At 70.3% G+C, this 21,059-nt stretch carries 18 protein-coding genes; 13 read left to right on the top strand and 5 right to left on the bottom strand.

The features are described 5' to 3' along the window. Window positions 1-156 precede the first annotated feature (156 nt). The 5 genes from mtrA to hpf all read left to right on the top strand — a co-directional run bounded on the left by mtrA (window position 157) and on the right by hpf (window position 6,034). A complete protein-coding gene (mtrA, locus tag KBX46_RS16840; protein ID WP_030331519.1) occupies window positions 157-846 on the top strand; it encodes an MtrAB system response regulator MtrA in 690 nt (229 codons plus the stop codon). Window positions 847-858: 12 nt separating this feature from the next. Then, window positions 859-2,613, top strand: a complete 1,755-nt coding sequence (gene mtrB / locus KBX46_RS16835) for an MtrAB system histidine kinase MtrB (protein WP_210793184.1) — start codon at window positions 859-861, stop codon at window positions 2,611-2,613. Then, entirely contained in the window at window positions 2,610-4,430 is a 1,821-nt protein-coding gene (locus KBX46_RS16830; protein ID WP_210793183.1) for an LpqB family beta-propeller domain-containing protein, read from the top strand. Before mtrB ends, KBX46_RS16830 begins: the two co-directional genes overlap by 4 nt. 37 nt (window positions 4,431-4,467) lie before the next feature. Continuing rightward, window positions 4,468-5,142, top strand: coding sequence for a ComF family protein (locus KBX46_RS16825; protein ID WP_210793279.1), 675 nt, complete (start codon window positions 4,468-4,470; stop codon window positions 5,140-5,142). Window positions 5,143-5,389: 247 nt separating this feature from the next. Continuing rightward, window positions 5,390-6,034, top strand: coding sequence for a ribosome hibernation-promoting factor, HPF/YfiA family (hpf, locus tag KBX46_RS16820; RefSeq protein WP_088946321.1), 645 nt, complete (start codon window positions 5,390-5,392; stop codon window positions 6,032-6,034). Window positions 6,035-6,092: 58 nt separating this feature from the next. Here hpf and KBX46_RS16815 read toward each other — a convergent pair whose 3' ends face one another. Continuing rightward, on the bottom strand, window positions 6,093-7,205 hold the full coding sequence (locus KBX46_RS16815) for a GNAT family N-acetyltransferase (protein WP_210793182.1): 1,113 nt from the start codon (window positions 7,203-7,205) through the stop codon (window positions 6,093-6,095). After that, complete coding sequence (locus tag KBX46_RS16810) at window positions 7,202-8,353, bottom strand: GNAT family N-acetyltransferase (RefSeq protein ID WP_210793181.1); 1,152 nt, start codon at window positions 8,351-8,353, stop codon at window positions 7,202-7,204. Before KBX46_RS16810 ends, KBX46_RS16815 begins: the two co-directional genes overlap by 4 nt. Before the next feature lie 168 nt (window positions 8,354-8,521). Here KBX46_RS16810 and secA point away from each other — a divergent pair, with 168 nt between their 5' ends. Next, on the top strand, window positions 8,522-11,449 hold the full coding sequence (gene secA / locus KBX46_RS16805) for a preprotein translocase subunit SecA (protein ID WP_210793180.1): 2,928 nt from the start codon (window positions 8,522-8,524) through the stop codon (window positions 11,447-11,449). A gap of 243 nt (window positions 11,450-11,692) precedes the next feature. Here secA and KBX46_RS16800 read toward each other — a convergent pair whose 3' ends face one another. Continuing rightward, on the bottom strand, window positions 11,693-12,283 hold the full coding sequence (locus KBX46_RS16800; RefSeq protein WP_210793179.1) for an Rv3235 family protein: 591 nt from the start codon (window positions 12,281-12,283) through the stop codon (window positions 11,693-11,695). A 237-nt stretch (window positions 12,284-12,520) separates the two neighbouring features. After that, window positions 12,521-12,748: a helix-turn-helix domain-containing protein gene (locus tag KBX46_RS16795; RefSeq protein WP_210793178.1), complete on the bottom strand. Its 228-nt coding sequence runs from the start codon at window positions 12,746-12,748 to the stop codon at window positions 12,521-12,523. 206 nt (window positions 12,749-12,954) lie between these two features. Here KBX46_RS16795 and KBX46_RS16790 point away from each other — a divergent pair, with 206 nt between their 5' ends. Then, entirely contained in the window at window positions 12,955-13,464 is a 510-nt protein-coding gene (locus KBX46_RS16790) for a hypothetical protein (protein ID WP_210793177.1), read from the top strand. Window positions 13,465-13,559: 95 nt separating this feature from the next. Here the strand turns inward: KBX46_RS16790 and KBX46_RS16785 are convergent, their stop codons facing one another. Then, window positions 13,560-14,651 carry a hypothetical protein gene (locus tag KBX46_RS16785; RefSeq protein ID WP_247667665.1) on the bottom strand — a complete coding sequence of 364 codons (1,092 nt, stop codon included), beginning with the start codon at window positions 14,649-14,651 and terminating at the stop codon, window positions 13,560-13,562. Between the two features lie 383 nt (window positions 14,652-15,034). Between KBX46_RS16785 and pruA the strand changes: the two genes are divergently transcribed. From pruA to smpB, 6 genes are all read left to right on the top strand, one after another. Continuing rightward, window positions 15,035-16,663 (top strand): L-glutamate gamma-semialdehyde dehydrogenase, encoded by a 1,629-nt coding sequence (pruA, locus tag KBX46_RS16780; protein WP_210793176.1) that lies wholly within the window; start codon window positions 15,035-15,037, stop codon window positions 16,661-16,663. Window positions 16,664-16,841: 178 nt separating this feature from the next. Further along, window positions 16,842-17,357 carry a PadR family transcriptional regulator gene (locus tag KBX46_RS16775; RefSeq protein ID WP_088946329.1) on the top strand — a complete coding sequence of 172 codons (516 nt, stop codon included), beginning with the start codon at window positions 16,842-16,844 and terminating at the stop codon, window positions 17,355-17,357. Window positions 17,358-17,478: 121 nt separating this feature from the next. After that, the gene (gene prfB, locus KBX46_RS16770) at window positions 17,479-18,600 is read left to right on the top strand and encodes a peptide chain release factor 2 (RefSeq protein WP_088946330.1); all 1,122 of its coding nucleotides are present in this window, start codon (window positions 17,479-17,481) and stop codon (window positions 18,598-18,600) included. Between the two features lie 118 nt (window positions 18,601-18,718). Then, window positions 18,719-19,399, top strand: a complete 681-nt coding sequence (gene ftsE / locus KBX46_RS16765; protein ID WP_030331491.1) for a cell division ATP-binding protein FtsE — start codon at window positions 18,719-18,721, stop codon at window positions 19,397-19,399. Between the two features lie 67 nt (window positions 19,400-19,466). Further along, entirely contained in the window at window positions 19,467-20,342 is an 876-nt protein-coding gene (gene ftsX / locus KBX46_RS16760; RefSeq protein WP_099850736.1) for a permease-like cell division protein FtsX, read from the top strand. 151 nt (window positions 20,343-20,493) lie between these two features. Next, window positions 20,494-20,973, top strand: a complete 480-nt coding sequence (gene smpB / locus KBX46_RS16755) for an SsrA-binding protein SmpB (protein WP_007455863.1) — start codon at window positions 20,494-20,496, stop codon at window positions 20,971-20,973. Window positions 20,974-21,059: the final 86 nt, after the last annotated feature.

The raw sequence follows: 21,059 nt of genomic DNA, 5'->3' as shown, positions 1-21,059 counted from the left end.
TCGATCCGGGCTGCGGTGGCGCCGGGCGGCGCCGAAGGGGGATCATGGTGGCAGCCAGGCCCGGGACCCATCCGTGCGCCCGGCGCCGCAGCACGTGGCGCATCTACCGGCAGACGCCGGTCCCACCGAACTGAATGAGGATGCAATATTAATCCCATGAGAGCCCGCGTACTGGTGGTCGACGACGACCCCGCGCTCGCCGAGATGCTCGGCATCGTGCTGCGTAGTGAGGGTTTCCTGCCCTCGTTCGTAGCGGACGGCGAGCGGGCGTTGGCCGCATTTCGTGACAGTCGTCCCGATATCGTGCTGCTTGACCTGATGCTCCCCGGTATGAGCGGTATCGACGTCGCCCGGTCCATCCGGGCGGAGTCCGGCGTGCCGATTGTCATGCTGACCGCGAAGAGCGACACCGTGGATGTCGTGCTGGGCCTGGAGTCCGGTGCCGACGACTACGTGGTCAAGCCGTTCAAGCCCAAGGAGCTGGTCGCCCGGATGCGGGCCCGACTGCGCCGAGGCGAGGACGTCGCCCCCGAGATGCTGACCATCGGGCCGCCCGACAACCAGATCACCATCGACGTGCCCGCGCACACCGTCAGTCGTAACGACGAGGAGGTGAAGCTGACTCCGCTGGAGTTCGACCTGCTGGTCGCGCTCGCCCGCAAGCCACGTCAGGTCTTCACCCGTGAGGTGCTGCTGGAGCAGGTCTGGGGTTACCGGCACGCGGCCGACACCCGCCTGGTCAACGTGCATGTCCAGCGGTTGCGGGCCAAGATCGAGCCGGACCCGGAGCGACCGGAAATCATCCTCACCGTGCGGGGCGTGGGTTACAAGGCGGGGACCGGATAGCCTGGTCGCACTGTGTCGACCACGCCCCCACCCTCCCCGAGTACGCCTGCCCGCCGGCCCAGCGCCGGCGGGGAGGTCTGGCGTGCGGTGAGCGGCCGGGTCGCCCGCGTGGTGGCCCGGGTGCACCAGACCTGGCGGCGCTCGCTCCAGGTGCGGGTCGTGACCATCACGCTGGTCGCGTCCAGTCTGCTGGTCGGCGGTTTCGCGTTCCTGATTGCCGACAAGATCACCACCATCCTGCTCGACAGCGCCCGCAGCGACGTCCGGCAGAGGGTGACCGGCGGCGCCAGCTATGCCGCCAAGCAGGTCTCGCTCTACGGCCAGCCGCAGGAGGCGCAGCTCCAGGAGACCATCGACGGCACTGTCAACTACCTCGCCGGTGGCGACCCTCAGCAGACCAGCGGGGTGGTGGTGGCGATCACGGCCAACGACTATCCCAGCGAGATCCAGACGCGCACCGCGCCCTCCGCGAACGTCCAACAGCTGATCAGCCCGGAGCTGCGGGCCGCGATCGCCGACGGCAAGGTCGCCAGCCAGATCCGCACCGGCCGGCTCACGGGGAAGTCCACCAAATACCTCGTGTACGGGTCGCCGGTACCCACCAGCTTCGGCCAGATCGAGCTCTACTATCTGGTGCCGCTGACCGGGCAGGACAAGACCGCCGCCGACGCCCGAGCCACAGTGGTGGCCACCGGGGTCGCCCTGGTGATCCTGCTCGGGCTGCTCGCGGCGCTGGTCACCCGCCTGGTGGTCAACCCGGTCCGGGTCGCCGCGCGCACCGCCCAGCGGCTCTCCGCCGGGCTGCTCGACCAGCGGATGGTGGTCAACGGCGAGGACGACCTCGCCCTGCTGGCCGCCTCGTTCAACCAGATGGCCACCAACCTGCAACGGCAGATCCTGCGCCTGGAGGAGATGTCCCGGCTGCAGCGCCGCTTCACCTCGGACGTCTCGCACGAGCTGCGTACTCCGCTGACCACGGTCCGGATGGCCGCTGACCTGATCTTCGCCGAGCGCGACGAGTTCGACCCGGCGGTGGCCCGCAGCGCCGAGCTGCTCCAAGCCGAGCTGGACCGGTTCGAGGAGCTGCTCACCGACCTGTTGGAGATCAGCCGGTTCGACGCCGGTTTCGCCATGCTGGATTCCGAGCCGACCGACCTGGTGCCGGTGGTGCACCGGGTGGTCGACCGGCTGGCCGGCCTGGCCGAGCGGGTGGGCGTCCCGATCGAGCTCGACCTGCCGGGCGCGCCGGTGATCGCCGAGGTCGACCCGCGCCGGGTCGAGCGGATCCTGCGCAACCTGGTCGGCAACGCCGTCGAGCACGGCGAGGCCCGTCCGGTGCTGATCACCCTCGGCGCCGACGAGACCGCAGTGGCGATCACCGTCCGCGACCGGGGTGTGGGGCTCAAGGTGGGCGAGGAGAAGCTGGTGTTCAACCGGTTCTGGCGGGCGGACCCGTCCCGGGCTCGGCAGACCGGTGGCACCGGCCTTGGCCTGTCGATCAGCCTGGAGGACGCCCGTCTGCACGGCGGCTGGCTGGAGGCGTGGGGTGCTCCCGGGCAGGGCGCGCAGTTCCGGCTCACTCTGCCGGCCCGCGCCGGCGATCGGCTGACCACCTCGCCGCTGCGGCTGGTGCCGGCCGACGCCGCGCTGCCCTTCGGTGGCCCTCGCGACGGTGGCCCGCTGGCCATCGGCCCGGGCACCGGCGGGGCGGTGGCGATCGGCCCGGCGCCGACCGGGGACGGACAGCGGGCGGAGGTGCGCTCATGAGACGGCCCTCTCTGCTCGGGGCACTCGGTGTGGTAGTGCTGCTCGGTGCTGGCTGCGGCATCCCGGCCGGATCCGACGTGCGGGTGGACGGCAAGGGCGGGGCTGTGACCGGGGCCGGCGGGTTCGACGTCCGGCGCAGTGAGCCGCCGACGCGGACCGCCGGCGGCAGCGACAACGAGGTGTTCCTGCGCAACTTCCTGTCCGCCGCCGCCGGCGAGCCGGACCGGGCGTACGAGCGGGTCAAGGCGTTCGTCGCCCCGGAGGACAAGTCCCGTCTGCAGGACAAGAAGGGCAGCGAGGTCGCGCTGAACGTGGTCCGGCTGCGCGAGGCGGCGGTCTACACCCTCAACAGCGACTCGACCACCACCGTGAAGATCACGGTGCAGCAGCTCGGTGTGCTGCGGGCCAACGGCACCCTCGCCCCGCCCGTGGCGACCGAGACGGAATACGAGTTCGGGCTGCGCAGCGCGGCGTTGGACGGCGGCGCCAACGACGAGCGTGCCGGCCTCTACGTCCTCGACCCGCCGAACGTGCTGCTGCTCAGTGACGTCGCCCTCAAGCAGTACTACCAGGAGGAGACGATCTACTTCTGGAGTTCCGACCGCAGCCGGCTGGTGCCCGACCAGCGCTACCGGCCCGTGGCGGTGCCCAACGAGCGCCGGGTCAACGAGGTCGTGAAGTGGCTGGTCGGCGGCCCTTCCGACTGGCTGCGCCCGGGTGTAGTCGGGCTGCCCGACCGCACCGAGCTGATCAACAATGCCACCGGCGCGAACGACCGGTGGGAGGTCAACCTGGACATGTCCGGTGACGACCAGAACGGCATCGACCAGCTGATCACCCAGCTCGCCTGGTCACTGGGCGACCTGACGGGCGAGCTGGAGTTGAAGATCCGCAACAACTCGCAGCCCGTGCAGGATCTGAACGAACGACGCAACTCCCAGCAGCTCTACCCGAACGCCCAGAGCCCACAGCGGTTCGGCGTGTACGAGGGCGCCATCCACCCGCTCGACTTCGAGGGCGAACTCAGCGGGATGGTGCCGCTGGCGCCCGAGGTCAACCGCAACATCGTCTCCGCCGGCCTGGCGTTGGCCCGGGATCAGCGGGTCCTCGCCGGGATGGTGGTCAACGGCAGCAGCAGTGGCCGGTACCGCCTCGCCGTGGGCACGGGTATCGCGCCGGTGTCGGTCATCAACCGCAGTGGCACCGAATACTCCTCGATGAGCCGACCGGTCTGGCTGCGTACCGTCGACTCCCGTGCCGATCGCGGCCTGGTCGTGGCCGACGGGCAGCTCTACCGGTTCGACGAGGCGGCGCGGATGTATCCGGTGCCGCTCAACCTGCCCACCGCTGACGTCACAGCGGTGGCCGCCGCGCTGGACGGTCAGCGGGTCGCGGTGATCGCCGGTGGAAAGCTCTACGTCGCCGCGGTCAACCTGGACGGCGGCGGCGTCTCCATCGGGCCGCCGAGGCAACTGCCCACCTCGCTGACCGGCCTCACGGCGGTCGACTGGGGCAGGGAGGACCGACTGGTGGTGGCGGGGTCCGCAGGCCAACAGGCGATCTACGAGATCAGCGTGGACGGCGCCGTGGAGACGCCCCTGCGGACCGACGTGGGCGCCAAGGTCAACCACCTGACGGCATACCCGACCAACCGCGTCGTGCGGGTCCCCAGCGGGGCCTACATGTACGAGGCGAACGGGGTGGCCTACCGCAGCAGCCCGTTCGAGCGGATCGAGCCGGACCGCGTGCGGGACATCGCCCCGGTGCCGGCCGGCGTCCGACCGAGCAACCCGTCGGCACCGTTCTTCCTCTACTGACACGGTGAGCGGGCTCTGGGCGGACCTCACCGACCTGGTGCTGCCCGCCACCTGCGCGGGTTGTCGGGAGCGCCGGGCCGGCCTGCGGCACGGGGTCTGCCCGGCCTGCGTCGAGGCACTGGACGCGCTGCGTCCACGATCGGTCCGCCCTACACCCGCCCCGCCGGGCCTGCCGTCCTGCGTCGCCCTCGGGCCGTACGCGGGCCCGCTGCGCGAGGCGCTGCTGGCGTACAAGGAACACGGCCGACACGGTCTGGCCCGCCCACTCGGGGCCCTGCTCGCCGAGGTCGTCGCGGCGGCGGTCGGCGTGGCCCGTCCGGTGGCGCTGGTCCCGGTCCCGGACACGGCGGCGGCAGCCCGCTCCCGGTACGGGGATCACCTGGACCGGCTCGCCCGGCACTGCGCGGCCCGGCTCAACCGGGGCGGCTGGGCGGCGCAGGTGCATCGTCCGCTGCGGGCGTTGCCCCGCCCGGACTCGGTGACCCTGGACAGCACCGGGCGGGCGGCCGCGGCCGAGGCCGCGTTCCAGCCCCGCTCCGCCGCGCCTGGCTGGCCCCGTGCCGCAGCCGCGCCCCCGGTCGTGGTGCTGCTCGACGACATCGTCACCACCGGCGTCACCCTGGCCGCCGCGACCAGGGTGCTGACTGCGACCGGGTGGGCACCGAGTGTCGCCGCGGTGCTCGCGGCGACCGAGAAAAGACACCAGTCGTAACCGATCGTGTTTCCGTTTCACCCGTTGGTGTATGAGCTGCGAAAAATCCTGGGCCGTCTCGGCAACATGGGGTGACTGTCGCGCGAACAGGAGTTAGCGTTTCGCTGTCGGGGGTAGGAGGTTCGTTCCACCCCGCCCCCGGCGGTGAGAGGAGGCGTAGCCGTACCAACCGGTCGACGCCAGCGGGTCTCCCCACGGCGCGCGACCGGGTAACCGGATCGAAGACCGTCCGAACAAGGGAGGTCACGTGGACATCGTGGTCAAGGGCCGAAACGTCGAAGTACCGGACCATTACCGGGTGCACGTAGCCGAGAAACTCGCAAAGATCGAACGCTACGACCACAAACTTATTCGTGTCGATGTCGAGCTTTTTCACGAGCGCAATCCGCGCCAAGCCGACCACTGCCAGCGGGTGGAGATCACCTGCATTTCCCGGGGCCCCGTCATTCGGGCCGAGGCGTGCACCAACGACTTCTACAGCGCGCTCGACGCGGCCATCGCGAAGCTCGACACCCGGCTGCGCCGCGCGGCCGACCGTCGCCGCGTACACCGGGGTCGGCAGACGCCGATCTCCGTCGCCGAGGCCACCGCGGGCCTGCCGGTCGCGGACCTGGTGGCCCCCGCCCTGAGCGCGCCGGCTGACGGCGCCCGCGCCGGCACCGCCGTCGCGGAGCGGGTCGAGGAGGAGTACGACGACCAGCAGCCGTGGCACATCGCCCGGGAGAAGGTGCACCCGGCGGAGCCGATGACGATCGACGACGCGCTGTTCGAGATGGAACTGGTCGGGCACGACTTCTACCTGTTCCAGGACAAGGAGTCCGGCCGCCCGAGCGTCGTCTACCGGCGCCACGCGTACGACTACGGCATCATCTCCCTCGCCACCGACCGGTAACGAGACGCGTTGATCAGGGAGTTGTGGTGGGGAGCCCCCGCCGCAACTCCCCGATCCGTCAACGGAGGTCGGTGGGCAGCAGCGCGAAGGTCAGGTCGTCCAGGCGGGTGCCGGCCAGCCCGGGCAGACGGCCCCGTTGCAGGGCCTCGCGCTCGAACCCGACCCGCTCCAGCACGCGGTGCGACGCGGTGTTGTCCGGCACCGTGCCGGCGGTCAGCCGCGCCATCCCGGCCGGGCCGAACGCCCAGCCGGCGAGCAGTCGGATCGCCCGCGTCGCGTACCCCCGGCCGCGCCAGTCCGGCAGCAGCGCATAGCCGACCGACGCCTCGCCACTGGCCACGTCGGTGTACGACAGCCCGCAACTGCCCGCCGGCTCCCCGCTGGCCACGTCCGTGATCAGCAGTCTGGCGATGTCGCCGGTCAGCCATCCGCTCTCCGCGAGACGGCAGCGCCGTTCGATCGCCTCCCGCGTCGGCGGTACGGGCGGCGCCTGGTTCGCCACCACCTCGGGTCGGCTGTGCAGCCGGTACATCAGCTCCGCATCGCCGGGCGCGAGCCGGCGCAGCGCCACCACCTGATCGGTGAGCACACCGTCGGGCAGATCGGGCAGCAGCCGGGCGGTCGGGCCGGGCGGATCCCCGGCGAGGCGTACCCAGGCCAGCAGATCGTGCCGCCCCGTGTCCCGGTTGCAACCGGCCGACCGCCGCGAACCCTCGTAGCGGAAGCCGGCGGCCAGCGCGACCCGCTGGCTCGGCCCGTTCTCCGCGTCGGTGAGCAGTTCCAACCGGGCCGTCCCGGCGGCGAACGCGTGCTCGCTCAGCGCGCGGGTCGCCGCCGCGGCCACCCCGCGCCCGCGCGCCCCCGCCCGCACCCAGTAGCCGATCTCGGCCTGGCCCCGGGTGGGCACCGGATTGCTCAGCCCCACCGTGCCGAGCAGCCGGTCGGTGGCCGGGTCCGCGATGGCGTACGCGGCGCCGCCGCCGGCCCAGGCCGCGGGGGCGCCGGCGTCGATCCACCAGCGGGCGTCGGTCTCGGTGTACGGCGACGGCAGCCCCGAGATGAACCGCTGGGTCAGCGGATCCGCGCAGCCGTCGACCACGTCGGCGATGTCCTCGGCGCGGAATGGCCGCAGTCGCACCCCGTGCGCCTCGACGACCTGCTCAAGGCTCATGTCAGGTCCTTGCTGAGCAACGAGGCCACCCAGACGTCGACCCGCTCGCCGCGGTGCTGCACCCCGCCCCGGGCCGTTCCCTCGAACGTGAAGCCCGCCTTCTCGGCCACCCGGCGGGAGGCGGTGTTGCCCACGTTCGCCTTCCACTCGATCCGGGCCAGGCCCAGCGTCGTGAAACCCCAGGCGCTGAGCGCGACCAGCGCGGCCGGCATGTACCCGCGGCCACGGGCCGCCGGGGCGGTCATGAAGCCCACGTCGGCCAGCAGAGCGTCGGCGGGGGAGAGCCGCAGGTCGAGCGAGCCCGCGTACCGGTCGTCCGCGTCGGCGATCACGAAGTGGGCGGCGTCTCCCCGGGCCCAGGCGTCCTGGCCGTGGATCCGGTAACCCTGTGCGTCGGCGCGTTCGTACGGGTCCGGCACCGTCGTCCAGCGGACGGACTCCGGGTCCTGACAGGTCTGCACCACGGCGTCCAGGTCCTGCTCCTCCATGGGGCGCAGGCGTATCTCGCCGGCGCCGGCCGTGGCGAACAGGACGGGCTGCGGGCGGCCGAAGACGGCGGCCCGCCGGGCGGCGAGGGTGCCCGGGCCGGCCGGCCCGGTCGACCCGGGTGCAGGCACCTCGCCGGGCAGCAGCGACCCGATCCAGGTGTCCGCGCCACGGTGCGGCGTCGAGTGGGCCATCCGCAGCCGGCCGTCGACCCGGAAGCCGGCGCGTAGTGCGACCAGCCGGGAGGCGTGGTTGCCCACCTCGGCGTGCCAGATCAGCCGGCGTAGCCCGAGGCTGTCGAAGGACCAGCGGGCCAGCGCCCGGGTGGCCCGGACCATCACTCCCCGGCCGCGCGCCCAGGGGGCGGTCCAGTAGCCCACCTCACCGGTGCCGGCCTGGTCGATCGAGATCAACCCGCACGAGCCGAGCAGGTCGCCGGTGGCCGGGTCGCAGACCGCGAAGGGGGCTCCGGTGCCTTCCGCCCAGGCCTGTCCGCTCATTTCGGTGACGAAACCGTGAGCGTGTTCCGGGCGGTATGGGCGGGGTACGGTTGTCCAGCGCTGAATGTCCGGGTCCTGACATGCTCGGTGCACGGCCTCGGCGTCCGCCTCCCGCCAGGGCCGCAGCAGCACGCCGTCCTCGATGATCTCCACGGGCTCCACTCGTGCATCCTGCCGTAGCGTTCGCCGACGGCGTAACCGGATAACGTTTGGAGCGTGCGCAGGACGCGAGTTATGTCGGGTTCGGCGGGGTCGCGCACCGCCACCAGTGACCATCGGGCCGATGCAGCGCCTACGATGGTTCGAGACTGTCTAGGGGAGCGTTGATCCGTGTCGATTCTGGAAAAGGTCCTTAACGCGGGCGAGGGCCGCATGGTGCGGCGGCTCAAGGCCATCGCCAATGCCGTCAGCTCGATCGAGGACGACTACGTCAACCTCACCGACGAGGAACTGGCCGGCATGACCGAACAGTTCCGGGAGCGGCTCGACGAGGGTGAGACCCTCGACGACCTGCTGCCGGAGGCGTTCGCGGTGGCCCGCGAGGCGGCCGCCAGGGTGCTCGGCCAGCGCCCGTACGACGTCCAGGTGATGGGCGGCGCGGCGCTGCACTTCGGCAACATCGCCGAGATGAAGACCGGTGAGGGCAAGACGCTGACCTCGGTCATGGCCGTCTACCTCAACGCGCTGTCCGGCAAGGGCGTCCACGTCATCACGGTCAACGACTACCTCGCCCAGCGCGACGCGGCGTGGATGGGCCGGGTGCACGAGTTCCTCGGGCTGACAGTCGGCGTGGTGCTGCCCAACCGGCCGGCCACCGAGCACAAGGCCGCCTACGAGTGCGACATCACCTACGGCACCAACAACGAGTTTGGCTTCGACTACCTGCGCGACAACATGGCCTGGTCGAAGGAAGAGCTGGTCCAGCGCGGCCACAACTTCGCAGTGGTCGACGAGGTCGACTCCATCCTGATCGACGAGGCACGCACCCCGCTGATCATCTCCGGCCCGGCCGAGCACTCGGCCCGCTGGTACGGCGAGTTCGCCGGCGTGGTGGCCCGGCTCCAGCCCGGCACCGACGGTGAGGGCGACTACGAGGTCGACCACTCCAAGCGCACCATCGCCGTGACCGAGCGGGGTGTCGCCAAGGTCGAGGACCGGCTGGGCATCGACAACCTGTACGAGTCGGTCAACACCCCGCTGGTCGGCTACCTCAACAACGCCATCAAGGCCAAGGAGCTCTACAAGCGCGACAAGGACTACATCGTCAGCGACGGTGAGGTCCTGATCGTCGACGAGTTCACCGGTCGCATCCTGCACGGCCGTCGCTACAACGAGGGCATGCACCAGGCGATCGAGGCCAAGGAGGGGGTGGAGATCAAGCAGGAGAACCAGACCCTGGCCACGATCACCCTCCAGAACTACTTCCGCCTCTACGAGAAGCTGTCCGGGATGACCGGTACGGCGCAGACCGAGGCGAGCGAGTTCAACAAGGTCTACAAGGTCGGCGTCGTGACGATCCCGACCCACCGCCCGATGGTTCGCGAAGACCGGCCGGACGTCATCTACAAGACGGAAAAGGCCAAGTTCAACGCGGTCATCGAGGACATCGCCGAGCGGCACCAGATGGGCCAGCCGGTGCTGGTCGGCACCGTCTCGGTGGAAAACTCCGAGATCCTCTCCCAGCTCCTGCGCCGACGCGGCATCCCGCACAACGTGCTGAACGCCAAGTTCCACGCCCGGGAAGCCGAGATCGTCGCCCAGGCCGGGCGTAAGGGCGCGGTCACCGTGGCCACCAACATGGCCGGCCGCGGCACCGACATCCTCCTCGGCGGCAACCCCGAGTTCCTCGCCGCGAACGAGCTGCGCCAGCGCGGCCTCGACCCGCTGGAAAACGAGGAAGAGTACGCCAAGGCGATGGAGGAGGTCCTTCCCACGTGGAAGCAGGCCTGCGACGCCGAGGCCGACGAGGTCTCCGCCGCCGGCGGCCTCTACGTGCTGGGCACCGAGCGGCACGAGTCCCGGCGGATCGACAACCAGCTGCGCGGTCGCGCCGGCCGACAGGGTGACCCGGGCGAGTCCCGGTTCTACCTGTCACTCCAGGACGAGCTGATGCGGCGCTTCCGGGCCGGAGCGGTCGAGGCCGTGATGGAGCGCTTCAACATCCCGGAAGACGTGCCCATCGAGTCGAAGATGGTCACCCGGCAGATCAAGAGCGCCCAGGCCCAGATCGAGGGCCAGAACGCCGAGATCCGCAAGAACGTGCTCAAGTACGACGAGGTGCTCAACAAGCAGCGCCAGGTCGTCTACGCCGAGCGGCTCCGGGTGCTCAACGGCGAAGACCTCTCCGAGCAGGTCCGCAACATGATCGACGACACCGTCGAGGCGTACGTGCGGGGTGCCACCTCCGACGGCTACGGCGAGGACTGGGACCTTGAGCAGCTCTGGTCCAGCCTGAAGCAGCTCTACCCGGTCGGCGTGACGATCGAGGAGCTGGAGGAGGAGGCCGGCGGCTCGCGTGCCGGCATGGACGCCGACTTCCTGGTCTCCCGCCTCAAGGAGGACGCGAACGCCGCGTACGACCGGCGCGAGGAGCAGGTCGGCACCGAGGGGGTGCGCCAGCTCGAGCGGATGGTGCTGCTCCAGGTCATCGACCGCAAGTGGCGCGAGCACCTCTACGAGATGGACTACCTCCAGGAGGGCATCAACCTCCGGGCGTACGCCCAGCGCGACCCGGTGGTGGAATACCAGCGCGAGGGCTTCGACATGTTCGCCACCATGATGGAAGGCATCAAGGAGGAGACGGTCGGCTTCCTCTACAACGTCGACGTCCAGGTGACCGAACCGGAGCCTGAGGAGGGTTCCGAAGAGGTCGCGCTGCTCGACAAGCCGGTGGAGATCCGGGCCAAGGGCCTCAACCGCGCTCCGCAGCGGCAGGGCCTGCAATACTCCGCTCCCACCATCGACGGTGAGGCCAGCCCCGGCGCGGTCGCCGTCGAACAGGCCGAGCAGCAGGCTCCGGCGCTCGGCGTGGGTCGACCGGCCCCGGGTGCTCCCGCGGCACCGGGGCAGACCGCGCCGTCCGCCCCTCAGCGGCCCGCCTCCGGGCTTCGCGGCCCGGCGGTTCCGTCCGCCGCTTCCCGCCGGCCGGCAGCGAACCAGGCCGAGGCGAGCAACGGTCCGTCCCGCAACGCGCCGTGCCCGTGTGGCTCTGGCCGCAAGTACAAGCGCTGCCACGGCGCCCCCAACGGCGGCAACTGACCGACAGCACCTGACGAACGGGTCCCGGCCATCAGGCCGGGACCCGTTCGTCGTCTCCCGGCGTCACGCCCCCGGTCCGCGTGGCGATGATCATCTCGGTCTTCAGGAAGTCGGGGTGTCAACGTCAGGTTGATGGCGCGATTTCCTGAAACCCGAGTTGATCAAGCCAATCCGGCCTGGTTTTGTCCGGCTTAGCCTGGCTGGCGCGGTCCGATCCGCCTCAGTGCGGTGCTGCTGGTGCGGTCAGAGGACGTGCAGGGCGGTGCAGAGCCACCGGCCCCGACGATGCTCCAGGCGGAGCGCCATTGCCCAGCTTCGGCCGCCCGCACCGGTGAGGACGGCAGCCGCCTCCACTGCGGCCTCGCGGGGTTCGCAGACGCGTAGGCGCAGCAGCCGGACGACCGGTCGGTTGGCGCGACGGCGAGGTGCGCCGGTCCGCCCGGACGCGCGGGCCAACTCGGTCAGCAGGTCACTCGCTCGGGGCGGGTCGAGCAGTGCCCGCACCTGCGCCGGGGACCGGTAGCCGTTGATCACCTCCAGGCAGGTGCCGACGAAGCGATGCGCGGCTCGGGTGGCTTCCGGGGCGGTCGCCGGTGGCAGCGGCGTTACCGGGTGGGTGGTGTGCCGGCTCGGCACCGGGCGGAGTGCGCCCCGGCGCTCGGGTGGTCGGACCGGGTCTGGCCGGGTCGAGGCGAACAGGTCAAGGGCGAGTTGGCCGTGCACGGGTGCCGGCCAGTACGACCCGTCGGCCTCGTCGGCGTACGGCGGATCGATGGGTGGGACTGGGCGCAGCCGCACGGGTGGTCGGTGAGGGCCGGGTTGCGCCTGGCTCATCTTTGCCCCCTTCGATCTTGCGTTTGCGTTCGTTTGCCTTCGACTGGCCAATTCTCAGGGATGAAGAGGCCTCGGTCAATGGTTGAGCGACGACCCTGCCGAGCGCACGGCTTGATCCACTCGGGTTTGCCGAAGTCGCGGTATCCGCACGGCCTGGACACCGCGCTTTCCTTGAAACGGAGTGGATCAAGCGCCAACGGGTGAGTGGGGGCGCTAAGACCGGGGGACCAGCCGCTGCTACTCCGGGTCGCGATCGAGCAGGGGGTTGCTCTGGACCCACTCCGCAGTCTCGTCGTACTTGCGCGCTATGTACTCCTCCAGGCGCGCGCGCTCGACGCGCCACTGGCCGCGTCCACCGATCTTGATCGCGGGCAGTTCACCGCTGCGCACCATGTGGTAGACCTGCGAGTCCGACACATTCAGCTCGGTGGCTACGTCGGAGAGCAGCAGGAACCTCGGCTCCACAGGAACTCCCGGGGTTGATGTCGTTTGGCTCAGTTTGCCACCGACAGCCCGTGCCGCCCAGTGCCGGGCCGTCAGAGTGGCCAGCCGGACACACCGGCCGGGAACTTCCACCGACCGGAGGCGGGGTGTATGACGGTCACGGCGTGCGGCATGATCTGCGCCCGTGCCGGCGGCCGCCGGTGGTGGACGAAGCGGGGAGACGACCGGTGACCGAGGAGCTTGTCCGGGTGTACGTGCCGGCGACCGTACCGATGCTGACCCGGCTGCGTGAGGAGGGGCTGGCTGCCGACGATGCGCATGCCGTGACCCCGGCGCTGCGTGAGTGGTACGCCGAGGGCGACGAGGAGGAGTTGGAGTACGTCGCGTTCACGCGGGCCGCCCAGGACGCGCTGCACCTGCTCCGGGAGGACCCGACGGCGCCCCGCCGCCGCGTCGTCGTCTCGGTCGACCTGCCGGCCGGCGCGGTCGGGCGGGGCGACGGTGAGCTGGGTTCCAGCATGGTGACGTTGGCCGACGCCGTTCCGGTTGGTGCCATCGCGGCCATCCACGTGGATGGAGCGGACGCGGTCGAGGACGTCACGGCGGCGGCCGACGTGGTGACCGAGGCCGCCGCTGGCGACCCCGATGCCCAGTTCGCCGTCGACGGCGCTGAGGACCACGAGCTGGAGTGGTACGACGTGACGGAGCTGGACCTGCTGCTGCGCGCAGTCAACTGAGCCGGACGCCGGACGCCGGACGCCGGACGCCGGACGCCGGACGCCGGACGCCGGACGCCGGACGCCGGACGCCGGACGCCGGACGCCGGCCGACGTCAGCGGGACGGGTCGGCCTTGGCCGGGTCCGCGTCGAACGTGCCGAACGTCTCGGCCGGGCTGGCCTCGTCGTCCTCGGGGTCGACCCGGGCCGCGACGGGCTCGGGGTTGTCGTCGGGTTCGTCGTCGGTGTGGGCCGGGCCGAGGGTGCGGCCGAACGCGATGAGCGCGGTCAGCGCCCCCACGAAGAGCACCCAGATGCCGTTGTCCACCCGCGACGTGCCCAGCGAGGTCTGCGCCACCGCGTCGGCTTCGCTGAGCGCGCTGGCCAGGTCGAGCAGCGACCGGCCACCGATTCGGATGATCATCTCGGCGAGCAGCAGGAGCAGGCCGGGGCCGGCGCCGGCGAGCAGGTACGCCGGCCAGCGCAGCGCCGGGGCCGCGGGATCGTGGCGGAGGGCCCGACGCCGCGCCCAGGTCAGGTAGCCGAAGGCGAGGAGCCCGGCGAGGAGCCCGGCGACGAGTGACTCGGTGCGGGACACCCACTTGGCCGCGTTGACCACCGACTCCTGGCTGTCGCCGGCCCCGAAGAGGTCGAACAGCGGGTCCCGGGCGCGGCTGAATGCGACCACGAAGATCAGGGTGCCCAGCGCGGCGGTCACCACAGCGCCGACCGCCGGGGCGGACCGTGCGCCGGCCACCGCGCCCCCGATGATCGCCGCAGCCGCCGTGGTGCCGGCGATCACGTTGGTGGTCGAGGTGTCGAAGTAGGTGAGGTTGATCGCCAGCGCGGCAGCCAGGCCGACGAGCATCCCGCCACCGATCGCCCCGGCGAAGCGCAGGGTGGCCCAGTCGCCGTACCGGCGGGACAGCAGGTTGCCCGCGGCCAGCGCGACGGCCGCGCCGGCCACCAGCGCGGCCGAGATCACGCCGGGCAGGGCGAACGCGGAGAGGCTGATCGCGGTGACCCCGGCGGCCGCCGAGGTGGTGGCCTCCCGGGTGGACCAGAGCATGGCGGTCAGCCACCCGAGCGCCAGCAGCGCGAGGATCGCCGCGCCGGGGGCGGGCAGCGGCCGGCTGCTGGGGCTGGCCGCGTCGGCCGACGGGTCGTCCGACTCCGCGGCCGGGACGCGGCCGGGCTGCTTGGTCATCGTCTCCCCTTCGAGGCGGCAGGTCACCGACCATTCAGGGTACGCGGGCCCGCTGGGTCACCCGCCGCCCCGGGACGACCGCGAGGGGGTACGCCGGGGCGGGGCTCCCCGGGTGTGCAGGCGACGCGGTCACTCGGCGGGTGGGTGAAGGGCTGCCGGCGTACGGGCGGGTCGTCGGATCGAGCTCGATCGGTAAGGGGAGGAGGGGTGGGTCGGTCCTTGGCGGGGGCGGTGGCGGAAGTGGGGCGTGCAGCCCTTCGTGGGAGAATCACGGGAGGTCCCGCCGCTGCTCGGCCCTCCCGGGTAGCGTCCGGTGTCCGGCCGTCCGGTCGGTGCCTGCGGGTCCGGTTTCGCCACTGCTGTCGAGATCGCCAGGAGCCTTGATGGATGCCGTGTTCTCCGTTCCCGAGCCGCGCAACGAGCCGGTTCGCAACTACGAGCCGGGCAGCCCCGACCGGGACCGGCTCCAGCGGCGGCTGACCGAGCTCGCCGCCGAGCGCATCGACCTGCCGATGACCATCGGTGGCGAGCAGCGGATGGCTGCCGGTGACTCGATCGACGTGGTGCAGCCGCACCGGCACGCGCACGTGCTGGGTGTGACCGGGCACGCCACCCACGACGACGCCCACGCCGCGATCAAGGCGGCCAAGGACGCCGCCCCGATGTGGCGGGCGCTGCCGTTCGAGGAGCGCGCCGCGATCTTCCTGCGCGCCGCCGAGCTGCTCGCCGGGCCGTGGCGCGACACGCTCAACGCCGCCACCATGCTGGGCCAGTCCAAGACCGCGATCCAGGCGGAGATCGACGCCGCCTGCGAGTTCATCGACTTCCTCCGGTTCAACGTGCACTTCGCCCGCCGCCTGCTGGAAGAGCAGCCCGCGTCCTCGCCGGGGGTCTGGAACCGGTTCGACCACCGCCCGCTCGAGGGCTTCGTCTACGCGGTCACCCCGTTCAACTTCACCGCCATCGCGGGCAACTTGCCGTCGGCGCCGGCCCTGCTGGGCAACACGGTGATCTGGAAGCCGGGCCCGACCCAGCAGTTCGCCGCGCACTTCACCATGCGGCTGTTCGAGGCCGCCGGCCTGCCGCCCGGCGTGATCAACATGGTCACCGGTCGGGGCGAGGAGGTGTCCGACGTCGTGCTCGCCGACCCGGACCTGGCCGGCATCCACTTCACCGGCTCGACCAAGGTCTTCCAGCAGTTGTGGCGGACCGTCGGCGACAACATCGCCCGTTACCGGGGCTACCCGCGCCTCGTCGGCGAGACCGGCGGCAAGGACTTCGTGGTCGCGCACACCAGTGCCGACGTGGACGCCCTGCACACCGCGCTGATCCGCGGCGCCTACGAATACCAGGGTCAGAAGTGCTCGGCGGCCTCGCGGGCGTACGTGCCGCGTTCGATCTGGGAGGGTGGCCTGCGCGACCGGCTGGCCGCCACCACCGACTCGCTGACCTACGGCGACGTGGCCGACTTCAGCAACTTCGGCGGCGCGGTGATCGACGACAAGGCCTTCGCCCGGCACACCGCGGCGCTGGAGCTGATCGCCGGTGACGACTCCTGCCGGGTGCTGGCCGGTGGCACCGCCGACGACTCGGTCGGCTACTTCGTCCGGCCGACGCTCTTCGAGTGCGGCGACGCCGCCCACGAGACCTTCACCACCGAATACTTCGGGCCGATCCTGGGCGTGCACGTGTTCGACGACGCCCGCTTCGACGACGTGGTGGCGCAGGCCGAGTCGATCGCCCCGTACGCGCTGACCGGCTCGGTGTTCGCCACCGACCGCCGGGTGGTCGACGCGGTCGCCGAGCGCATGCGGTACGCGGCCGGCAACTTCTACATCAACGACAAGCCGACCGGCGCGGTGGTCGGGCAGCAGCCCTTCGGCGGCGCCCGGGCCAGCGGCACCAACGACAAGGCGGGCTCCTGGCTCAACCTGGTCCGCTGGGTGTCGCCGCGGACGATCAAGGAGACCTTCGTGCCGCCGACCGACCACACGTACCCCCACATGGGCTGACCCTGCGGCGACGACCCGCCGGCGGTGCGCGGAGCCGCCGGTGGGTCGGCCCAGGGTCCTGATCCATCGAAAGTCCTCAACGGACAGTCTGTCGCCGACAGTGCACTTAGGAAGTCCTGTTGGGTGGCAAACTGGCAAATCCTGGACGCCGCGTGCGCAAAGTGGCAGCGTAGTGGGCATGGCGGATTCCGGAGTCAACCCTACGGCGGCGGCCCTGCTCGGGCTCCTCCACGAGGGCCCGATGACAGGCGGTCAGTTGATGGCCGCCGCTGAGCGCCGTCTGGCGCCGTACTGGTCGATGACCCGCAGCCAGGTCTACCGCGAATTGCCGGTGCTGGCCGAGCGGGGTTTCGTGCGTCTCGGTAAGCCGGGGCCGCGGATGAGCCAGCCGTATTCACTCACCGCCAGTGGGAAACGGACGTTTTCCCGCTGGCTGGCGGAGAACCCGGGGCGGGACACCATCCGCAACCCGATCGCGCTGCGGATGGCGTTCGGCAACCTGCACTCGGCCAGTCAACTGAAGGGCCTGTACGCCTCGGCCAACGAATACCACACCGAGGCCCTCGCCCAGGTCCGGGAACAGGTCAAGAACGCCAAACGGGACGGCGAGACGTACGACGCCAGCGCGCTGGAGTTCGCCGTCGCCTACCACCGGGCCGCCCTGTCGTGGTTGAAGACCGCCCCCGTCGGGTGACGCCGGGCGGGTTCGCCCACCGGCAACGAGCTGAGCAGCCTGCAATGGCGCAGCGTCAATTTGGCGTCGGCCTGCGGGGCTCGCAAGCTCACTCCTCGCCCGCGCAGTACGCTTATCTGTCGTGACCGCTGCCGATTACGCCGAACAGCTCAAGGAACTCGACGCGACCCTGCGAAACATCGAGGCCGTCCTCAACCTAGACCGCCTCCACGAGGACAAGGCCCGCCTTGAGCAGGAGGCGTCCGCCCCCGACCTCTGGGACGACCAGGCCAAGGCTCAGCAGGTGACCTCACAGCTGTCGTACGTCAACGGCGAGATCAGCAAGCTGGGCAGTCTGCGTTCCCAGCTCGACGACGCCCGGGTGCTGCTGGAGCTGGCCGAGGCCGAATCCGACCCGGGTGTGCTCACCGAGGTCGAGGGTGAGATCACCGGGCTGACCAAGGCCATCCAGGAGATGGAGGTCCGCACCCTGCTCTCCGGCGAGTACGACTCCCGGGAGGCGCTGGTCGCCATCCGGGCCGGCGCCGGTGGCGTGGACGCGGCGGACTTCGCCGAGATGCTGCTGCGGATGTACCTGCGCTGGGCGGAGCGGCACGGCTACCCGACCGAGGTCTACGAGACCTCGTACGCCGAGGAGGCGGGCCTGAAGTCGGCCACCTTCGCGGTGAAGGTGCCGTACGCCTACGGCACGCTCAGCGTCGAGTCGGGCACCCACCGGCTGGTCCGGATCAGTCCGTTCGACAACCAGGGCCGTCGGCAGACCAGCTTCGCGGGCGTCGAGGTCCTGCCGGTCACCGAGCAGACCGACCACATCGACATCCCGGAGAACGAGGTACGCGTCGACGTCTACCGCTCCTCCGGCCCCGGTGGGCAGAGCGTCAACACCACCGACTCGGCGGTCCGGCTGACCCACATCCCGACCGGCATCGTGGTGACCTGCCAGAACGAGAAGTCCCAGTTGCAGAACAAGGCCTCCGCGCTGCGGGTGCTCCAGGCCCGGCTCCTGGAGCGCAAGCGCCAGGAGGAGGAAGAGAAGATGGCCGGCCTCAAGAGCGGCGGCACCAGCTCGTGGGGCGACCAGATGCGCTCCTACGTCCTGCACCCGTATCAGATGGTGAAGGATCTCCGAACTGAGCAGGAGACCGGCAATCCGAGCGGGGTCTTCGACGGCGACCTCGACGAATTCATCGAGGCCGGCATCCGTTGGCGCAAGCAGCGTCAACTCGCCAACGACGGTGCGTGACGGCTCGCGGGCGGAGCGCGTCATCGATCTCCAGGTAGAGGCCTGATTCGACGACTCGTGGCGGATCGGCGGGGCGTGGGGCTTGGCTCAGTTGTTACACCGCGTAGACTCACCACCCGTGATTCAGCTTGAGCAAGTGACGAAGACGTACCCGAAGGCGTCCCGGCCTTCGCTCGACAACGTGTCCGTCTCGATCGAGAAGGGCGAGTTCGTCTTCTTCATCGGTCCATCCGGCTCCGGCAAGTCCACAATCATCAAGATGCTGCTGCACGAGGTGGCCCCCAACAAGGGCCGCGTCGTGGTCAACGGCAAGGACGTCACGTCGATGCGTTCCTGGAAGCGACCCCACTTCCGACGCTCGATCGGCTGTGTCTTCCAGGACTTCCGGCTGCTGCCGAACCGCACCGCGTACGAGAACGTGGCGTTCGCCCTCGAGGTGATCGGCAAGACGAAGGCGGTTGCCCGCCGGGTCGTGCCGGAGGTGCTGGAGCTGGTCGGGCTCGGTGGCAAGGAGCACCGCTACCCGCACGAGCTCTCCGGTGGTGAGCAGCAGCGGGTCGCCGTCGCCCGGGCGTTCGTGAACCGTCCGCTGATCCTGCTGGCGGACGAGCCCACCGGAAACCTGGACCCGGACACCTCGATCGAGATCATGCGTCTGCTGGACCGGATCAACCGCACCGGCACGACCGTCGTGATGGTCACCCACGACTCCAACATCGTGAATCAGATGCGCCGCCGCGTCGTCGAGATCGAGAGCGGTCGCATCGTCCGTGACCAGGCTCGCGGCGTTTACGGGTGAGCCGGCGCTCCACCCCTGCGCAGCCTGACGACGAACACCTCATGCCGGAGACCCGGAGGAACCCCCGATGCGCGTGAAATACGTCCTGTCCGAGGTATTGGTCGGACTGTGGCGCAACGTGACCATGTCCATCGCGATGATCATCACGATGGCGGTCTCGCTGACCATGCTCGGCGCCAGCGGTCTGATGTACCGCCAGGTCGACGACATGAAGGACCTCTACTTCAAGAACATCCAGGTCGCGATCTTCCTGAACCAGGAGGTGAGCGAGCCGCAGCGCACCGAGCTGAAGGGCAAGTTGGAGGGTGACCCCCTGGTCAAGGAGGTCATCTACGTCGACAAGGCCCAGGCGTACGAGCGCTTCAAGACGATGTACCAGGACGCGCCGGACCTGGTGAACGCGGTCAAGCCGGACCAGCTGCCCGAGTCCTTCCGGATCACGCTGAACAACCCGGAGCAGTACCGCGACATCTACGACCAGTACAAGGAGACCGACGGCGTCGACGAGATCGTCGACCAGAGCAAACTCCTCGACAAGATCTTCAACATCCTCACGTCGATCCAGAACATCGCGCTGGCCGCCGCCATCGTGATGGCGATCGCCGCCCTGCTGCTGGTCGCGAACACCATTCAGGTGGCGGCGTACAGCAAGCGACGTGAGGTCGCGGTCATGAAGCTTGTCGGTGCGTCCAACTGGTTCATCCAGGCGCCGTTCGTGCTGGAGGCGGTGGTGGCCGGCCTGATCGGCTCGCTGCTCGGTCTGGTCGCCCTGGTCGCGGCGAAGTATCTGCTCTTCGACGGGTCGTTGAGCGCGTTGCAGGGTCTGCTCTCGCCGATCAGCTGGGGCGACATCCTGTTCATCTTCCCGCTGATGGCCGGCGTCGGTGGTCTGGTCAGCGCGGGCACCGCCTGGATCACCCTGCGCTTCTACCTGCGGGTCTAGGTACCGGACGGGTCGTCCCGTCGTCTCCCGAGGACCCTCCCGCAGCCGGAAATAAACGGCGCGGGAGGGTCCTTGTGATTCGGGTAGCATGATCGGTTGTCCGGCCGGGGTGAGCCCGGCCACGGGCGACGGCGGAGAGGGGGTGGCACCGATGCCACGGGAAAAGGGGCGCAAGGTGGTCGCCTCCAACAAGAAGGCGCGCCACGACTACGCGATCCTCGACACGTACGAGGCGGGCATGGCGCTGACCGGCACCGAGGTCAAGTCGCTGCGGGCCGGGCGCGCGTCGCTGGTCGACGCGTTCGCACAGGAGCGCGACAACGAGTTGTTCCTGCACTCCATGCACATCCCGGAATACACCCAGGGCACGTGGACCAACCACGAGCCCCGGCGTACGCGCAAGCTGCTGCTCAACCGGGGCGAGCTCGACAAGCTTCTCGGCAAGACCCGCGAGGGCGGTCTGACGATCGTCCCGTTGCAGGTCTACTTCTCCGACGGCTGGGCCAAGGTCGAGATTGCGCTGGCCAAGGGCAAGAAGTCGTACGACAAGCGTCAGGACCTCGCCAAGAGGGACGCGGACCGGGAGATCGCCCGGGTGTCCGGCCGGCGAGGTAAGGGGATGGACGACTGATTCATCCCGTTTGTCCGGGCTGGCGCGCCGGCCCGGGCCTCGGGATGAAAGCGGTTGCGGCAGGCGTTAGTCTTGTCAGTGCCGCC

The sequence above is a fragment of the Micromonospora sp. C81 genome (assembly GCF_018070425.1).
GTDB lineage: Bacteria > Actinomycetota > Actinomycetes > Mycobacteriales > Micromonosporaceae > Micromonospora > Micromonospora zamorensis.
Note: the sequence above shows the minus strand (reverse complement) of the source record. Positions and strands in the feature narration are given on the sequence as shown.